Here is a 17,845-nt window from a genome sequence, read left to right on the forward strand (position 1 = left end):
TAATTGTCTTGACCAACTGGGTAGTATCTATCTACCTACCCGCCACTTCTTAGGAAGTGGCGTTTTTTGTTGTCTACTGATAGCGATATTGTCACGTGACTCGCGTGTTATAATTGATGTACAAAATAGTAAAGGATTTGAAGAAATGAATAATTTTACATTTAAAAATACGACAGATATCCACTTTGGAGAAAATAGACTGGACACTGAGTTGGCAGGTGTCGTTGCACCTTTTGGTAAAAAAGTCCTACTGGCTTACGGTGGCGGCTCAATTAAAAAGAATGGTCTGTATGACCGTGTTAAGCGTGCGCTGAAAGATTACGAGGTTTTCGAACTTTCAGGCATTGCACCTAATCCTAAAATTGACTCAGTGCGTGAAGGACAACAACTTGTCCAAAAAAATGATATTGATGTGATTGTTGCAGTAGGTGGTGGGTCAGTGATTGATGCAGCCAAAGTTGTGTCGGTCGCCAAAAATTATGATGGGGATGCTTGGGATTTGGTGCTAGATTCCCAAAAAGCGACAGCGCAAATGCCGTTGATTGATATTTTAACGCTCTCTGCTACCGGAACAGAAATGAATAAAAATGCTGTGATTAGTAATCCTGAAACAAAGCAAAAACTGGGCACGCGAACATTACGCCAGCCCGATGTATCATTTTTAGATCCAAGTTTGACATTTTCAGTTTCAAAATGGCATACTGCTGCGGGAGCAATTGATATTTTTAGTCATTTATCAGAACAATACTTTGATCAGTCGGAAGATAGTGATATTTCACGTGGCATGATTGAAGGTATTTACCGTGCCGTTATCAAATGGGCACCTGTTGCGCTGGTAGAACCTGAAAATTATGAGGCACGCGCTAACTTGATGTGGGCGTCAACCATGGCATTGAATGGCACAGTTGGACTTGGTAATGTTAATGGCTGGACAGTACACCCAATTGAGCATGAATTGTCAGCGTATTATGATATTACACACGGTGTCGGATTAGGCATATTAACACCGCGCTGGATGAAAAAAGCGCTTTCTGCGGAGACGCTTCCTCGTTTTGCAGCATTTGGGCGCCATGTTTGGGGATTGTTGGGAGATGATGAATCAGTTGCAGGTGAGGCAATCCAGGCCACATTTGATTGGATTAAATCACTAGAAGTGCCAACGACATTACCTGGTGTTGGCATTACCGACACGACAAATTTCAAAGCAATGGCAGATAGTGCTGTTGCCGTTGGTAGCCTAACTACGAATGGTTATGTTAGCCTTAATAGTGAAGATGTTGTTACTTTATTTGAAGCTTCAATGGATAATGATGGCTTTTAAGCCTTAATAATATGATATTGACCATCAGCACCTAATTTGAAAAGAGGCAGTGCTGCTAAAAAAGTAATGTCGTCACGTTGACTGGCTTGCCCTTCAGCTAGAATTGCAAATTTTCCAACAATGTGTGCGCCTGCTTGTGATAAAATTTTTTCAACGGCTGTCAGAGAACCGCCGGTTGAAATCACATCATCAACCACTAGCACCTTTTTGTTATGAATTATTTTAGCATCTTTACCATCCAAAACTAGTGTCTGGGGTGTGGCTGTGGTGATTGCTGACGATTCGACTACGAGCGGTGAAGTCATATACGACTTCACATTTTTGCGTATGACAATGTAGTTGCTTTTGCCAGTTTGCCTAGTCATTTCTTGAGCAAGTGGGATGCCTTTAGTTTCAGGTGTCACAATATAGTCAAATTCAAAATCAATTGCTTTAGACAATTCAACCGCAGCTACGTGTGCTAATTCAGCATCACCTAGCAGTACAAAAGAAGCAATCGCTAGATCTGATTTGATAGGGACAATTGGTAGGTCACGTTTTAATTTGGAAATGGTGATTTGATAGTTTTCAGACATGATATGTTGTTCCAATCTCATTAATGTTCGTTTTTTAATTAATATATCCATATTTTTATACTGAAATTTTATCATTTTACGAATCATTGGGCAATAGTCACGATTTTAAATATTTTTTGAGGAGAACAAACTAGATCAGACAGATCTATAATCAAGCGTATGACAACTTATGAATTAACAGAACAAGAATTAGTGCGTCGAATTAGCGATTCATTACCAAGTATGACGATTAAACAGGTTGGTGCAACGCTGACATTATTAAGCAACGCGGCCACCGTACCATTTATTGCAAGATATCGTAAGGAAATGACTGGTAACTTAGACGAAGTGCAAATTCGTCAAATACAGGTTACAAGCAAGAAAATTCAAGAACTGTCCGAACGAAAAAATACAGTCTTACGTGCGATAGATGAGCAAAATAAGCTCACGCCAGTACTGTCTAAAAGTATCATTGATGCAGAAAATATACGTGAAGTTGATGATATTTATTTGCCATATAAACAAAAGCGACGTACAAAAGCAATGATTGCCCGTGAAAATGGGTTACAATCGCTGGCTGACTGGTTATTGAACCATTTAGGTATGTCTGTTAATGAACGTTTACACGCATACTTTAATGAGACTATAAAGAGTGACGCGGATGCAATTGCTGGTATACATGAAATTTTGGCGGAACAGTTTGGCGAGGATCAGAGTTATCGGCAATGGCTTCGGACTAGAATGATGCGTGATGGTCACATCCTGTCGACGTTGAAAAGAGGTGCTAATGCCAAAGATGAACAAAAAATATATGAACAATACTATGATTTTGATGAATCAATTCAATCGTTGAAAGAAAATAAATTTCGAATTTTGGCAATCGATCGTGGTGAAAAAGTAGGCGTATTATCCGTTAAAATTGATTTTCCGGCTACTCGATTGTTGCATTTTATGAAAATTAAAATTATTGGTAATCAACAGATTGAAAGTGGCAATGCCGAGATGATTCAGTTTGCGATTGAGGATGCATACAAGCGCTTTATTCAGCCGGCCATTGAACGAGAAATTCGACAAGAATTAACACAAATTGCGCAACAACAAGCCATTCAAGTTTTTGGTAATAATTTGTATCATTTGCTGATGCAAGCACCTTTGAAAAATAAAATTGTGATGGGATTTGATCCGGGCTTTCGAACTGGTTCAAAATTAGCCATTATAGATGGTAACGGTAATTTTTTGATTAAGCAAGTTATTTTCCCTCACTTACCGGCAAGTAAGCATGAACGAGAGCAAGCAGCAACAACATTTAAAAAATTATTGCAAGATTTTAATGTTGACCTAGTGGCTATTGGGAATGGTACAGCATCGCGTGAATCGGAAGAATTTGTTGCTGAAAACCTGATAAAGGGTGTTCAGTACACAATTGTTAATGAAGCTGGTGCATCGGTTTATTCAGCTTCTGTGGCTGCTAGAGCGGAATTTCCAGATTTACACGTTGAAGAACGCAGTGCGATTTCGATTGCTCGAAGAATTCAAGATCCTTTAGCAGAACTAATCAAAATTGATCCGAAATCCGTCGGTGTTGGTCAATATCAACATGATTTGAATGCGAAAGCACTTGATGAACAAGTTGATGCTGTTGTTGAAACAGCGGTCAACCAAGTGGGTGTTAACTTAAATACAGCTTCAGCAAAATTATTGACGCATATAGCTGGGCTTAATCAAAAATTAGCAGAAAATATCGTGGCTTATCGTCAAAACGGGCGACCATTTACGTTGCGCACACAGTTAAAGGACGTTCCGCGTTTAGGACCTAAGGCTTATGAGCAGGCGGCAGGATTTTTGCGAATTGTTGATGGCAAAAACATATTGGACAATACAGATATACATCCTGAAAGTTATCACATTGCGACTCAAATCATTGATATGGGGCGATTGTCAATTCATGAATTATCATCTTCAACAGCCAATAAAACTTTAAGTCTTTTGGATAACTCAGACACTGCTGCTAAATTAGGTGTTGGTGTTCAAACACTACATGACATTATCACGAGTTTACAAAAGCCAGGCCGTGATGGTCGATCTGAAATGGTTAGTGCGTTATTGAAATCTGATGTGCTACATATTGCAGACTTGAAAACGGGCATGAAACTACAAGGAACAGTTCGAAATGTGGTTGATTTTGGTGCATTTGTGGATCTAGGAGTAAAACAGGATGGTTTGGTGCATATTTCTCATTTGAGCAAGAGACGTATTAAACATCCGGCAGAAGTTGTTTCAGTTGGTGATATAGTTGATGTTTGGGTACTATCTGTTGATGAAAAACGTCAAAGGATAGCACTGACGATGTTAGCGCCCAAATAAAAAAATCGCATCATTTTGATGCGATTTTTTTTAGTCAACTAGAGGTAAAATGTTGACGATTGAAATACGATCACTCTCATCGTTTTTTAATCGTTCAATTATTTCGTGATAGCGGCGCTCAGATAGCGGTTCCTTCTGATCAAATGTTAAAATTTTGTTGTCGATATGATTACTAGTGCTTGGATATTGTTCGATACGATAAATGATTAACAACTTTTTGTAGGCGAATGGCTGTACAATCATGCCTTCAAGCTTTTCTTCGACATGTTCCGTTGCCTGATTAGTTGCATTTTGTTCAATTTTTGTTTGTGTTTTTTTGAATAGGGCCATTATTTCATCTCCGTATTTTTGGTGAAGTAGTTTGTTAGTCCAGCAACAACATTTTTTGCGATTTTCTTTTGATAACTGGTTTTGCGAATGTATTTGAGGTCTTTGTTATTATTGATAAAGCCATTTTCTAGCAGAACAGCAGGTTGTGTGGTGTCTTTGAGTACAATATATGGTGCTGTATCAACACCACGATTAGTCAGGGGCATATTGTTGAGGCTGTCACTTAATGCCTGAGCTAGGCTTTGACCATTTTTATGGTAATAAAATTGAGAAATGCCTGATGCACTAACTGTGGATGAATCAAAATGAAACGAGATTTGTGCATCTGCCTTATATTTTTCACCAACCAAAGGAATTTTGAGTAAAGGTACAATATTATCACTGTCTCGTGTCATCAAAACGCGAGCACCACTTGACGCTAGGGCGGAGCGGACTAGTCTAGCAGTTCGTAGGGTGTAAGTTTTTTCTTTATACTTGCCGTTTTTTGATAAGGCGCCAGTATCAGTACCGCCGTGACCTGGATCTAATACAATAGTGGCTTCACTCAATGCAGTAGCACGTTTCAAGCTAACAGAATTTGCGACCCAACTTGCAACCCACCCAGTTTTTTCGTTGTCAGAGCGTCGTACGTGCCACCAACCATTTTGTTTGTCCATGATAATCAGTTTTGTACCGCGCTTGAGTGAGGCAGTCGAACGATATTGCCGGCCGGGACCTGTTCGTAATTGTACGTTATCGGGTCGCGTAAAGGTTTCAGTTTTTGAGATAAGCGATATAATTAATCCCAAAGTCGTTAATAGGACAACTGTGGTGATAATCACACCAATTAAATTACTAAATAGCCACTTTTTTACCATAATTATCCTAAAATATGTTTCTTTGCTTGCGCTAATAATTGTAACATATTTCTTTTTTTAACGTGGTAAGAAGTTTTAAAATGCCATGTAAGAACATTTATCAACATAAAAAAGCGCAGTTAATTTGAAAAAAGTTTTGAAAAGAAATTTTGTGTAAACGTTTTCATTATTGATGAAATATGTTACAATAAATAAGCATAATTCCTAAATTAGGAACAATAGTATAAACAAAGGATTAAAAGAGTAGACGCAGATGTCAAAAACAATGGCAGTAAACGCCGGTAGTTCTTCACTGAAATTTCAATTATTAGAAATGCCCGAAGAAAAAGTAATTACACAAGGTATGATTGAGCGGATTGGGATGCCTGATGCCGTTATTACTATTAAATATGGTGCAGATATTGAACCTGTTCGTTTGATTGGTGCCGAAGAAGGACAAATTTCGCTCACTAAAAATGGTGGTCAAAAATATGAACATGTTTTAGCTATTAAAGATCATCATGAAGCAATTGATATCATGTTGCAAAAGTTGTCGGATCTGGGTATTATTAAAGATTTTCAGGAAATCACTGGTGTTGGTCATCGCGTTGTTGCTGGCGGTGAGTGGTTTAATCAATCGGTAGTGGTAACAGATGAAGTCTTAGCAAAAATTGATCGTTTGGCAGCTTATGCACCATTGCACAATCCAGCCAACGCAATGGGAATTAGAGCGTTCCAAAAGTTATTACCTCATGCAATTTCTGTGGCCGTATTTGATACGTCATTCCATCAAACTATGCCAGAAAAAAATTACTTGTATAGCTTACCTTATGAATATTATGCGCGTTATGGTGCAAGAAAATATGGTGCTCATGGTACTTCACATCGCTATGTCGTGGAACGAGCAGCTGAAAAGTTAGGTATACCATTAAACGAATTCAACGCTATTTCCCTTCATCTTGGTGCTGGTGCGTCTGTAACGGCTATCAAAAATGGTAAATCATTTGATACCTCCATGGGATTCACGCCATTAGCTGGTTTGACAATGGCAACTCGTTCGGGAGACGTTGATCCATCTTTGATTTACTATATTCAAGAACGTGAAGGCCTTTCCAATGAAGAAATGTTGAAAGTGCTAAACACAAAATCTGGCTTGCTTGGTGTCTCAACAATTTCTAGCGATATGCGTGATTTGGAAGATGTCCAAGAAACAAACATTCACGCTAAGTTAGCTTTGGACATGTTTTATGACCGCGTGATTCGATATGCTGGTCAATATTTTGCTGAATTGGGACGTGTTGACGCTATCATATTTACTGCTGGTATTGGTGAAAATGACCCTGTAATCCGTGCAAAAGTTTTGAATGCCTTGAAATTTGCTGGTGTTGTCTTGGATGAGACGGCTAACAATGTTCGTGGTAAGGAGAGTGTCATTACAAAACCAGAGTCAACGGTTACAGGTTTGTTAATTCCAACAAATGAAGAATTAATGATTGCGCGTGATGTTGAACACTTGAAAAACGACCAATAAAAAAGTTGCCATTAATTTGGCAACTTTTTTTATGCAATCACCTTTAATTGACCGCGGAAATCCGCAAGTGATGTGTAACCTTTTTCTATTATGATTTCGGATAATTCACGTTCGAGTCGTTCAAAGACGGCAACGCCTTCAATGGCTAACTGTGAGCCAACTTCTACTAAATCAGCGCCACATAAGATATGATCATACACATCACGGCCAGAAGTAACGCCACCTGTCCCAATAATTTTGATTTCAGGATTTAAACGCAAGCGAAGGGCGCGAACGTTTGCAAGTGCAGTCGCTTTTACCAGTGTTCCGCCTACACCACCAAATCCGCCTTTTGGTTTGATGACAACAGTGTCGGTTGCGTCGTCAATGACCAAACCATTGCCAATTGAATTGATGGTGTTAACAAAGGCCAATGGGAATTGGTTTAAAATATTAGCAATGTCATCGAAATGGACGATATCAAAATAGGGGGGCAACTTAACACCTAGTGGTTTTGTGAAAAATGTGAAAGCTTCAGTCAGAATTGCTTGTGTTGCTTCAAAATCATAAGCAGTTTGTGGCTTTCCGGGAACATTTGGGCAAGAAAGATTGAGTTCAACTAAACCATTGAAGTCTGAATCTTGTAATTGATGCAACATCTCAAGATTTTCTTGCTTTGATAATCCAGCAATTGAAAAGAAAATAGGCTTGTGAGTTTGTTTTTTTGCGACATAATCCATATAGTAGTTAAACCCTTCGTTAGGGAGCCCCATCGAATTAATAGTGCCAAGTTTGTTAGGTAATTCGTAATAGCGAGGCGCTGGATTCCCGGGACGTAAGCTAGATGTAGCTGATTTTGTCACCACAGCTCCTGTATGAGCTGATGCCAGCACACTATCTAATTCTTCGGCAGTTTGACACATCACACCGGCCGCATTTAACATAATATGTTCAAAGTTAAAACCAGCAATCGTAGCAGTTAAATTCATAGTAGAAAATCCTTTCAACCCTTGTGAAATATTTATTTAATTATAGCTGAAAATATCAAAAATAAAAACCCTCAATATGATGATATTTTTGTAATGATTGGTGACGGTTATTCGCAATTTAAGGTTGATTTTGCTAAACTTATGAATAGATATTTGATGTTAAGTACAGATACAATTTGACCGATGTATAAATTCTTAGTTGGTTGATGAGCCCGATTAATTGACATTTCTGTTCAAAAATAAGTGTCCAGAAAAGGAGAATGAATCATGATTTTTCACATTAATGCGACCATGCCAGAACAAAAATCAGGCATTGAGCATGCTGAAATTCAGCGGTTTATGTTATTTAAAAAAAATCATATCACTCAAAAACTAGTTTTACGTGATTGGGATCCTGAATGTCATCGTCAAACCATAGCGGCTGGCATTGATGATGATGACTTAATCAATATGTTTGATTATTTTCAAAAGACGACGATTGTTGCAACGCAACTGTTGACGGTGAAAGATCTTGATTTTGGCGTTGCTGGTTTAGTTTTTAATGATGAGCCGAAAAATGCTCGATATTTAGTAGTTGACAACAATCAAATGTTGGTGGCACGTGTTAACTATGTCAATTCAGAAAAACAACGTGTGAAATCTGTTGAGCTTTTCGATGGCTTTGGTAATTTGTATCGTGTTGATCACTATGATGTTCGAGGTTTCAAGTCGTTACAGCAATGGTATACACCAGACAACAAAATTGAATCAGAAACATGGTTAGATGTTCATGGACAGCCAGTTTTGGAAAGCTTTTTTAAAACCACTAAGGCAGTTAATCACCAGTCCGAATTAACTCGAACCAATTGGCATTTGACTTTTAATGATAAAAGTTATGACTTTGATACAATAGAAGACTTAACTATCCATTTTTTAGACGCAATTAATCAAACTTTTTTTAGTGCTTCAGAGCCCAATATCTTTATTTTAGATCGCAGTCATTTAGCTGATTATGGTCTGTTACAGCTTAAAAATCCAGCTTATACCGTCTTACATTTACACAATTCACACGCTGGTGATGCACAAGAGCCGATGCAGTCAATTTTGAACAATAATTATGAATTTGCTATGAATGCTTTGGATCAATACGATGCGGTTGTATCAGCTACGCCGCAACAAACGCGTGATATTCAATTACGTTTTCAGCCTAATGTGCCATTATTTACAATTCCTGTTGGTATCGTCAAGGATACATTACTTCATGCCAAACATGTGAGTGTTGGCCAACGACAATTTGGTAAAATCGTTGCGTTTGCAAGAATTGCTTGGGAAAAGCATTTAGATGACTTAGTTAGGGCTGTTGGTATTGTGAAACAAGAAATACCAGAAGTTAGTTTAGATTTGTATGGTTATGCCGATACAACTGATAATTTTCGAGCAAAGCGTGCTGTCGAAGCTGTGATTGACAAATATCATCTCGCTGATTCTGTCACAATGAGAGGCTATACAACCAATATTGATGCAGTTGAAAATCAAGCCATGATTTATGGCTTAACTTCAAGAATGGAAGGCTTTAATTTGGCAATTATGGAAGGTATTGCCCACGGGTTGATTGCATTGACTTACGATGTCAATTACGGACCAAATGAAATTGTCCAAGATAATATTAATGGCAGAATTGTCCCATATGGTGATTATCGTGCTATGGCTGATGCTATTATAACTGTTTTACGCGATCCTGAATTGGCACAGCGCTATTCTGAAGGTGCTTATCAATCGGCTGAACGATATAGTGAAACCAATGTTATGGCTGCTTGGCAAAAATTAATTGATGATGCTAATCAAAAATGGCAGCACAAAATAGCGGCGACTAATTTAGGGAGGTAAGTGACAGCATGAATTTTTTTATTAGTGAAAATATCTTTTCATTTAACTCTGGCACTGAGCACGCCCAAATTAAACGAACGAAGCTGTTCAATGCATTTGATGATGCTGCTAAATATGTGACTCGCAACTATAATCGCCTACTTGATCGCGATCTTAAAGCGGTTGGTTTGACACCGGACGTGGTGCTAAATATGTATGATTTTTTTCAGGGTACGACTGACGTTAAAAGAATAGAACAAAACTTGCGTTTGCTAAAAATGCTGCCTTTGGATACATATCATATTGTAGCTGATGGGCCTAATCAAAGTTTTTTGAAACATAATGGGCGTAGAATTGCCACGATTACGGTAATGCCTGAGACAGTTGGGCTAGTCAATGAAGTCATTTTTGAAGATCGTGCTGGTAATCCCACTATTCGTGAAAATTGGGATTGGCGCGGATTTAAGTCGAGTGTGGATACTTTTCATCCGGATGGTAGTTTAGCCACACAACGTTTTTTGAACTTAAATGGTGAGGTGGTCCTTGAGATAACACACATGGCTATAAATGGTATCGTTCAACCCACAATGTGGCAGCTACTAAATTATCAAGGACATCATTATCGCTTCAATTCAGAAAACGAATTGATGACATTCTTTTTAAATGAAATTGTGAAGCAATATCAAGAGGTTACACTGATTTCTGATCGACGTACACTTGATGAACCTATCGGTAAAGTGAGTGGTGCCAAACAAAAATTTGCTTATTTTCATGATATTCATACACCAAACGTGGTTCAACCTCGTGTCGGGGTGCCTTATCCAGTTTACGAAATGGCTTTGTCCCAAAAAAATCAACAATTTGATGCAATTTTAGTACCAACTGACGCACAACAGCAAGATATTCAAGCAGTTTATCCTAATCTTAATGTTAAAACTGCGCCAGATACTTTCATATCGCCGACAATGCTAACGCAATCTCAGATTAGTTTTAAAGATCGTGTGAATCATCGTATTTTGTTCTTAGGGCGCTTAAGTCCGGAAAAAAATCCCGAAGCGGCTGTAGAAGTTTTGGCAGTGACGAGACGCTATGTGAACGATGCGACCTTAGAATTCATGGGTTATCCCGCTAATGAAGAAATCGTGCAAAAATTACGGCAATTAGCGCGTGATTTAGGAGTCGAATCATCCGTCATTTTCACACCGTATGGTAATTACGCAGCCGTAAGTGAAGCTTTGTCGCGAGCGCAAGTCATTATTGAAACGTCTCATGGTGAGGGATTCGGAATGAACTTGGTTGAGGCACTGGCTTTTGGGTTACCAATTGTTTCATACCGGATAAATTACACAACGACCACTCATGAAATTGTAGAAAATAACAGCAACGGTTATGTGGTTCCAAGCGCGTCGCCCAATATTATGGCTCAGCGAGTGGCAAACATTTTGAATAATCCTTCAAAATGGACCAATATGAGCACTGCTTCATATCAAAAAGCCAAGTTTTTTTCAGCTGAAAAAATGTACAAAGTTTGGCAACAAGTTTTTAAAAACTAATGAACACCCAATCACTCTGACGTTTGCAGCAATAAAAATCGTATTAGATTTTTGTCAATATTTGGTCAGTTGATTTTGGGTAAAAAAAGGTAAAATAGTACCATGAAACAATTTAGAGTAGAAAATTTAAACAGTACGTATGGCGAAAAGGTCTTATTCAACGATGTCTCTTTTTTAATAACGGCGGGTGATAGAGTTGGATTGATTGGCGTTAATGGTAGTGGTAAAACATCATTATTAAACGCAATATCTGGTGTTGCGCCAGCAGATTCTGGCACAGTTACAACACAAAATGATTACCGTATTGGTTACTTGACGCAGAGTCCAACCTTAGATGACAATGCTTTAGTAATGGATGCTATTTTGTCAGGTGAACAGCCCGTTTTTCAGACTATTCGCAATTATGAAAATGCTTTGCGCCAATTTAGTAATCAGCCGACTGATGAAAAAGTTGCTCAAAATTTTGAAAAAGCACAGGATGCTATGGATCGTGATGATGCTTGGACAACCGAGTCACAAATTAAGACCATTCTAACACAATTGCACATGCCAGATTTACATCACAAAATCAGTGATTTATCCGGTGGTCAGCGTAAACGTGTTGGATTAGCTCAAGTGCTCATTGAAGCACCTGATTTGTTGATTTTAGATGAACCAACCAATCATTTAGATTTTGATTCAATTGCTTGGTTAGAAAAGTACCTCAGTTCATACAAAGGGGCAGTTTTAACTGTCACACATGACCGGTATTTTCTTGATGCAGTTGCCACAAGAATATTTGAGCTATCATTTGGCGATTTGTTTGAATATCAAGGTAATTATCAAGATTATATGCAAAAAAAAGCTGAGCGTGTTGCCCAAAATCAACTGGCAGAACACAAGCAACAGCAATTATATAAACAAGAATTAGCATGGATGAGAAAGTCAGCTCGGGCACGCACAACGAAGCAAAAAGGACGTGAGAACGCGTTTGCCGAATTAGCGTCACAAATGGGAACACTACAAACTGACGAAGATGTAACCGTCAATTTAGGACAACAGCGCTTGGGCAAAAAAGTGATTGTTATAGAACACGCTGGTATTCAGTTTGGCGATAAAACGATTTTGAATGATTTTAATTTGCGTGTGTCTGCTGGTGACCGTATAGGAATTACAGGTGCTAATGGCGCCGGTAAATCAACATTCTTAAATGCGATAGCTGGTCTTGTACCATTGACGAGTGGCATGATTGAGCTTGGTGATACGGTGAAAATGGCTTATTATAAACAAATGACTGAAGAAATTCCAGATGACAAACGGGTGATTGCTTATTTGACAGATGTTGCTGGTTCGGTTAAAGATAAAGATGGCAATCAAATCAGTGTTTCTGAATTGCTAGAACAGTTTCTGTTTCCACCCTTTATGCATGGTACTTTAATTCGTAAACTGTCTGGAGGAGAAAAGCGCCGATTATATCTACTTAAACTGTTATTACAGCAGCCTAATGTGTTATTGCTTGATGAGCCGACCAATGATTTAGATATCGGAACCTTAACAGTATTAGAGGACTTTTTGTCCAACTTCGATGGCGCTGTTATCACAGTTTCTCATGATCGTTACTTTCTAGATAAAGTGGCTAACCAATTGTACATGTTTGAGGGCAATGGTGTGGTCAACAGATTTGATGGCCTATTTAGTGCCTATCTAGCGACTCATGAAACGGTAAACCAAGTTAAAGTTAACAAACCAAAGCCAATAATAGTCAATCAAAGCACCAAAAAAAAGCTCACATATAACGAAAAAAAAGAGTGGGAAACGATTGAAACAGATATTGAGAAATTAGAAAATCGTATTAACGAAATCCCCGACGAAATGGCAACATTTGGTACGGATTATGTCAAGCTTGGTGATCTACAACAAGAATTAGATCAATTAAACGAGAATCTTGAAAATAAAATGGATCGCTGGGAATATTTAAGTGATATCGTAGAAAACTCATAATTTATTTATGAGTTTTTTTGTTTTGTAGTTCGTATTATAAAAGCGAGGGAGATAAAATGAAATTAAAACAATTTCTATTAGCATTACACTTAACTCGTGGTATAGGGCGTGCGGCAGAAGCCAAAATTATATATGCAATTGTGAATGATTTAGCACCCACTCATTATCCTTGGTCTTTGGATGAGGTCTTTTCAATTATTGAAAATTATCAGCAAGCTGATAATATCAAATCTAGCTATCATCTGGCTTGTAATCGAGCAGAGACGATAGCATCTGACTATCTGACATATTTTGATGACGATTATCCACCACAATTAAAAGAAATCTATGAGCCGCCATTAATACTGTTTTACGTCGGGAATTTAGCAGCGTTAAGGTTACCTAATGTTGCTGTCGTGGGTACGAGAACGGCGACACCATACGGTTTAGCGGTAATGAGACATCTATTACCCGAAGTAGTCAAATCAGGTATTGCAGTGGTTTCTGGTTTGGCAAAAGGCCTTGACGTGATGGCACATCAAATCACTTTTGCCAATTCAGGTGTACCAATTGCAGTTATTGGTACAGGCATTGATATGACATATCCGGCACAAAATCAGGCACTGCAACAGCAAATAGGGCAACAAGGACTGGTATTGAGTGAATACCCACCTGGGACTGGTCCACAGCGATCACATTTTCCAGCGAGAAATCGTATTATTGCAGGGTTATCATCAGCAACACTTGTCATTGAGGCGCAACAAAAATCAGGTAGTTTGATTACTGCAAACCTGGCCCTCCAAAATAATCGAGAAGTGATGGTTGTGCCAGGCTCAATTTTTTCTGAAAATTCTTTAGGTGCAAATGAACTATTAAGATTTGGTGCAAAAATGGTCACAAAATCAACTGATATCATGGAAAGCATACAATTATTTGACACAATTTGATACACTATATACTATAGAAAACAAATTGTGAGGCATATCTCATTGGCAGATACAAAAACAAAGACAACACCAAAGAAAAAAACATCAAAAGTTAAAAAAAATTTAGTTATTGTGGAAAGCCCATCAAAGGCTAAGACAATTGAAAAGTATTTGGGCAGCACCTACAAAGTTGTTGCCAGTTTAGGGCATATTCGGGATTTGCCAAAATCAACTTTAGGTGTTGATGTTGAACATGACTATGATCCTAAATATATTAACATTCGTGGTAAGGGTGATATTATTAAAGGTTTGCGCAAAGAGGCCAAGGCTGCGAAAGCTGTTTATCTGGCTTCCGATCCGGATCGTGAAGGTGAAGCTATTGCGTGGCATTTGCAACATATTTTAGACCTTGATCCAGAAAAGCCTAACAGAGTTGTCTTTAACGAAATTACGAAAGATACCATTAAGAACGCTTTTAAGACACCACGTACAATTAACCAAGATTTGGTGGATGCGCAACAAGCACGCCGCATCTTAGATCGATTAGTTGGCTATTCAATTTCACCAATTCTCTGGAAAACTGTGAAACGCGGACTGTCGGCTGGACGTGTGCAATCAGTTGCTTTGGGTTTGATTATTGCACGTGAACGTGAGATTCAAGCCTTTGAGCCAGAAGAATATTGGACTTTGGATTCCGAGTTTAAAAAAGCGCGGAGTAAGTTTAAGTCAGTTTTCTATGGATTCGATGGTAAAAAGCAACCATTACCAGATAACGACAGTGTTCAGTCAGTTTTGAAACGAATTGATAAAAATGGTGATTTTGATATTGTTAAAGTTGACGCAAAGGAACGGAAACGTCAACCACAACCGCCATTTACAACATCAACAATGCAACAAACGGCCAACACACAGCTTAATTTTAGAACACGCAAGACAATGATGGCTGCTCAACAGTTGTATGAAGGTATTAATTTAGGGCGCGGATTGGGCCAAGTCGGTTTAATTACCTATATGCGTACCGATTCAACCCGAATTTCTTCTGTTGCTAAAAATGCTACGGCGCAATTTATTCATGACACATGGGGCGAGGAATACTCTCAACATAAGCCAATTCAAGGTAAATTACCTGAAGGTGCACAAGATGCCCATGAAGCCATTAGACCTTCTGATGTTACGCGAACGCCAGAATCGATTAAGGACAAACTTACACCTGATCAATTTAAGTTATATTCATTGATTTGGTCACGCTTTGTAGCCAGTCAAATGACGCCTGAAATTTTAGATACAATGGCGGTCACGATTGAACAAAATGGTGTGATATTTAGAGCTAATGGTTCTAAGACAAAGTTTCAGGGCTTTACGAAAGCTTATCCAGCGGCCAAAGTTAAAGACAATGCTTTGCCTGACTTAAATGCAGGAGATAAAGTTAAATTAGCGAAAACTGATCCACAACAGCATTTCACATTGCCACCAGCAAGGTATACAGAAGCCGCCTTAATTAAAGCATTGGAAGAAAATGGTGTTGGACGCCCTTCAACTTATGCACCAACATTAGATACAATACAGCGAAGAAACTACGTGCGTATTGATGCCCGGAAATTTGTACCGACCGAACTAGGCGAAATTGTGCAGACTATCGTTGAGGAAAGTTTCCCAGACGTCACTAATACAAAATTCACGGCTGCTGTTGAACATGAGCTAGATGAGGTAGAAACAGGTGATAAACAATGGGTTCCGGTGATTGATTCGTTCTTTAAGCCTTTCCAAAAAGAGGTTGAGACAGCTGAAAAATCTCTTGAAAAAGTTATTATGCACGATGAATTAGCAGGTATGGATTGCGAAATTTGTGGTGCACCGATGGTTATTAAAATGGGAAGGTATGGTAAATTTTACGCATGTTCTCGTTTTCCCGATTGCCGAAATACCAAAACAATTGTGCAGGAAATCGGCTTGACATGCCCAAAGTGTCATAAGGGGCAAGTCGTTTCTCGTAAGACAAAGCGAGGCCGGACATTCTATGGTTGCTCTCGTTACCCTGATTGTGATTTTGTAACATGGGATAAACCAACAGAAAAAACATTAGCTGATGGTACGACTCCTAAAGAATCGACCGATAAAGCAAATAAATCAACGGCAAAGCAAAAAGCGACCGAATAATTTTTTGGAATACGTGAATTATTTCAAAAATTGGTCGCTTTTTATTTGAATTTAAATATTGATTTTTTGGGGCGCAAGTAGGAAAAGCCTTCGCCTAATTGTTCTTGTGTGTCAAATACGGAAACAAATGCTTTTGGATCAATTTGATTAATGATGTGCCTGACCATGTTGACTTCCGAAGGATCGACGACAGCATAAACGACGCGCTGATCAATGTGTGAGTAGCCACCTTCTGCTTTTAACAGACTGGTGCCGCGATCGAGTTCTGACATAATCGCATGGGATATTTCTTCAGGATACTGTGTAAAAATCATAAATGATCTTGCTGAGTATGCAGCACCTTGCTGTGTAAAATTAACAACTTGTGCAAATACAAATGACGCTATCAAAGTATACATCATGTGTACAATGTCGATATAAATTAAAGAAATAATCAGAACAACTGCATCAAGCGCAAACATTGTTCGACCAATTTGGATGCCTAGTTTTTGTTCTGTAATTTTTGCAACGATGTCTGTACCACCTGATGTACCGCCAAATCGAAAGACAATGCCTAAACCTAAACCAGAAATAAATCCTGCCAGCAAACCTGCGATTAGCATGTCGTGATCAAGTGCGGGTGGTGTCGGGACAACTTGCCATAACCACAACCAAAATGAAAGCGATGAAATACCCCAAATTGTATAAATTAAAGATCGTCTACCGAGTACGCGATAGCCAATAAAAACAAGCGGAATATTCAATAATAGTGTGGTATAAGCTGGGTTCCAACCAAAAAGCACGCGTAAAATCAACGTGATACCAGAAACGCCACCTTCTGCCAGTTGATTTGGAATATTAATGTTGATTAAACCCCAACCATAAAGGGCTGTTCCCAATGCAATCATACCAATATCACGCACAGAAATGCGTTCTAAATTTGTTACATTCATCGTAAAACCTCGCTAATGTGTTCAATTTCCATGATAACATATTGGCTAGTAAAAACATTGTTATGTTTGGTATAATAGGACTAATAAGAGGTAAATATGGCAGATTATAATTATTATCAAAGACCAAGATTTTATAAAAAAAAGCATCCGATTCGCAATTTTTTTATTGTGTTGGCTTTACTAATTGTTGTTGCGTTAGGCGTTTTTGTTTATATCGGTTATTCTGATTCTCAAAAAACAACTACACCTATTCAACAAAAAGTGTCAAAGAGTAGCACAGTTGACGAAAAAATTGACTCTAATAGTAGTTCTTCAGATGATTCAAGTAGTAGCAGTGAGACATCAAGCGAATCGTCATCATCATCTTCAAGTGCTTCGTCGAGCAGTCAAGATACTGCTGCAGAAATTAAAGAATCAGCTAAATTGAAAGGAAAAACGCTAGCCGAAGCAAAAAAATGGGCGATTGCCCATAATCGTTATTATTCATGGGTTGGCAGTGATAGTGATATTGTTACTAAAGTGACTGATGACGGTCATAATATTAGCTTTGTAGCGTCGAGCAATTAATG

Annotated in this window: 14 protein-coding genes; 9 read left to right on the plus strand and 5 right to left on the minus strand. The window is 38.5% G+C overall.

Annotated elements, in window-relative coordinates:
* Positions 1-145: 145 nt before the first annotated feature.
* Positions 146-1,321, plus strand: a complete 1,176-nt coding sequence (locus BMG01_RS02905) for an iron-containing alcohol dehydrogenase (RefSeq protein ID WP_036068376.1) — start codon at positions 146-148, stop codon at positions 1,319-1,321.
* On the opposite strand, the gene BMG01_RS02910 is transcribed toward BMG01_RS02905, so the two are convergent.
* Complete coding sequence (locus tag BMG01_RS02910) at positions 1,318-1,896, minus strand: phosphoribosyltransferase family protein (RefSeq protein ID WP_036068384.1); 579 nt, start codon at positions 1,894-1,896, stop codon at positions 1,318-1,320. The two genes, BMG01_RS02905 and BMG01_RS02910, sit on opposite strands and share 4 nt — an antisense overlap.
* Positions 1,897-2,055: 159 nt before the next feature.
* Here BMG01_RS02910 and BMG01_RS02915 point away from each other — a divergent pair, with 159 nt between their 5' ends.
* Complete coding sequence (locus tag BMG01_RS02915; protein ID WP_036068306.1) at positions 2,056-4,239, plus strand: Tex family protein; 2,184 nt, start codon at positions 2,056-2,058, stop codon at positions 4,237-4,239.
* A gap of 30 nt (positions 4,240-4,269) precedes the next feature.
* Here BMG01_RS02915 and BMG01_RS02920 read toward each other — a convergent pair whose 3' ends face one another.
* Positions 4,270-4,569, minus strand: coding sequence for a hypothetical protein (locus BMG01_RS02920; RefSeq protein ID WP_004910387.1), 300 nt, complete (start codon positions 4,567-4,569; stop codon positions 4,270-4,272).
* Entirely contained in the window at positions 4,569-5,426 is an 858-nt protein-coding gene (locus BMG01_RS02925) for an N-acetylmuramoyl-L-alanine amidase (RefSeq protein ID WP_036068307.1), read from the minus strand. The genes BMG01_RS02920 and BMG01_RS02925 overlap by 1 nt, the downstream gene beginning before the upstream one ends.
* A gap of 253 nt (positions 5,427-5,679) precedes the next feature.
* On the opposite strand from BMG01_RS02925, the gene BMG01_RS02930 reads away from it, so the two are divergent.
* On the plus strand, positions 5,680-6,936 hold the full coding sequence (locus BMG01_RS02930; protein ID WP_036068309.1) for an acetate/propionate family kinase: 1,257 nt from the start codon (positions 5,680-5,682) through the stop codon (positions 6,934-6,936).
* Positions 6,937-6,965: 29 nt separating this feature from the next.
* On the opposite strand, the gene BMG01_RS02935 is transcribed toward BMG01_RS02930, so the two are convergent.
* Positions 6,966-7,904 (minus strand): dihydroorotate oxidase, encoded by a 939-nt coding sequence (locus BMG01_RS02935; protein ID WP_036068311.1) that lies wholly within the window; start codon positions 7,902-7,904, stop codon positions 6,966-6,968.
* A gap of 267 nt (positions 7,905-8,171) precedes the next feature.
* Here BMG01_RS02935 and BMG01_RS02940 point away from each other — a divergent pair, with 267 nt between their 5' ends.
* The 5 genes from BMG01_RS02940 (at position 8,172) to topA (ending at position 16,344) form a co-directional block, all read left to right on the plus strand.
* Entirely contained in the window at positions 8,172-9,770 is a 1,599-nt protein-coding gene (locus BMG01_RS02940) for a glycosyltransferase (protein ID WP_036068312.1), read from the plus strand.
* 8 nt (positions 9,771-9,778) lie between these two features.
* The gene (locus BMG01_RS02945) at positions 9,779-11,302 is read left to right on the plus strand and encodes a glycosyltransferase (protein WP_036068314.1); all 1,524 of its coding nucleotides are present in this window, start codon (positions 9,779-9,781) and stop codon (positions 11,300-11,302) included.
* 102 nt (positions 11,303-11,404) lie between these two features.
* Complete coding sequence (locus tag BMG01_RS02950; protein WP_036068316.1) at positions 11,405-13,282, plus strand: ABC-F family ATP-binding cassette domain-containing protein; 1,878 nt, start codon at positions 11,405-11,407, stop codon at positions 13,280-13,282.
* Positions 13,283-13,338: 56 nt separating this feature from the next.
* Positions 13,339-14,208 carry a DNA-processing protein DprA gene (dprA, locus tag BMG01_RS02955; RefSeq protein ID WP_036068318.1) on the plus strand — a complete coding sequence of 290 codons (870 nt, stop codon included), beginning with the start codon at positions 13,339-13,341 and terminating at the stop codon, positions 14,206-14,208.
* Positions 14,209-14,250: 42 nt separating this feature from the next.
* Positions 14,251-16,344, plus strand: coding sequence for a type I DNA topoisomerase (gene topA, locus BMG01_RS02960; protein WP_036068320.1), 2,094 nt, complete (start codon positions 14,251-14,253; stop codon positions 16,342-16,344).
* A gap of 41 nt (positions 16,345-16,385) precedes the next feature.
* Here topA and BMG01_RS02965 read toward each other — a convergent pair whose 3' ends face one another.
* Positions 16,386-17,276: a YitT family protein gene (locus BMG01_RS02965; protein WP_036068321.1), complete on the minus strand. Its 891-nt coding sequence runs from the start codon at positions 17,274-17,276 to the stop codon at positions 16,386-16,388.
* A gap of 96 nt (positions 17,277-17,372) precedes the next feature.
* Here BMG01_RS02965 and BMG01_RS02970 point away from each other — a divergent pair, with 96 nt between their 5' ends.
* Positions 17,373-17,843 (plus strand): hypothetical protein, encoded by a 471-nt coding sequence (locus BMG01_RS02970; protein WP_036068323.1) that lies wholly within the window; start codon positions 17,373-17,375, stop codon positions 17,841-17,843.
* Positions 17,844-17,845 lie beyond the last annotated feature (2 nt).

Source organism: Leuconostoc sp. BM2, from assembly GCF_002095565.1.
Lineage (GTDB): Bacteria > Bacillota > Bacilli > Lactobacillales > Lactobacillaceae > Leuconostoc > Leuconostoc falkenbergense.

What these genes read in the sequence shown, in the direction of transcription:
- BMG01_RS02905 (WP_036068376.1), top strand. Translation starts at nt 146, where the DNA reads ATGAATAATTTTACATTTAAAAATACGACAGATATCCACTTTGGAGAA.
- BMG01_RS02910 (WP_036068384.1), bottom strand. Translation starts at nt 1,896, where the DNA reads ATGTCTGAAAACTATCAAATCACCATTTCCAAATTAAAACGTGACCTA.
- BMG01_RS02915 (WP_036068306.1), top strand. Translation starts at nt 2,056, where the DNA reads ATGACAACTTATGAATTAACAGAACAAGAATTAGTGCGTCGAATTAGC.
- BMG01_RS02920 (WP_004910387.1), bottom strand. Translation starts at nt 4,569, where the DNA reads ATGGCCCTATTCAAAAAAACACAAACAAAAATTGAACAAAATGCAACT.
- BMG01_RS02925 (WP_036068307.1), bottom strand. Translation starts at nt 5,426, where the DNA reads ATGGTAAAAAAGTGGCTATTTAGTAATTTAATTGGTGTGATTATCACC.
- BMG01_RS02930 (WP_036068309.1), top strand. Translation starts at nt 5,680, where the DNA reads ATGTCAAAAACAATGGCAGTAAACGCCGGTAGTTCTTCACTGAAATTT.
- BMG01_RS02935 (WP_036068311.1), bottom strand. Translation starts at nt 7,904, where the DNA reads ATGAATTTAACTGCTACGATTGCTGGTTTTAACTTTGAACATATTATG.
- BMG01_RS02940 (WP_036068312.1), top strand. Translation starts at nt 8,172, where the DNA reads ATGATTTTTCACATTAATGCGACCATGCCAGAACAAAAATCAGGCATT.
- BMG01_RS02945 (WP_036068314.1), top strand. Translation starts at nt 9,779, where the DNA reads ATGAATTTTTTTATTAGTGAAAATATCTTTTCATTTAACTCTGGCACT.
- BMG01_RS02950 (WP_036068316.1), top strand. Translation starts at nt 11,405, where the DNA reads ATGAAACAATTTAGAGTAGAAAATTTAAACAGTACGTATGGCGAAAAG.
- dprA (WP_036068318.1), top strand. Translation starts at nt 13,339, where the DNA reads ATGAAATTAAAACAATTTCTATTAGCATTACACTTAACTCGTGGTATA.
- BMG01_RS02965 (WP_036068321.1), bottom strand. Translation starts at nt 17,276, where the DNA reads ATGAATGTAACAAATTTAGAACGCATTTCTGTGCGTGATATTGGTATG.
- BMG01_RS02970 (WP_036068323.1), top strand. Translation starts at nt 17,373, where the DNA reads ATGGCAGATTATAATTATTATCAAAGACCAAGATTTTATAAAAAAAAG.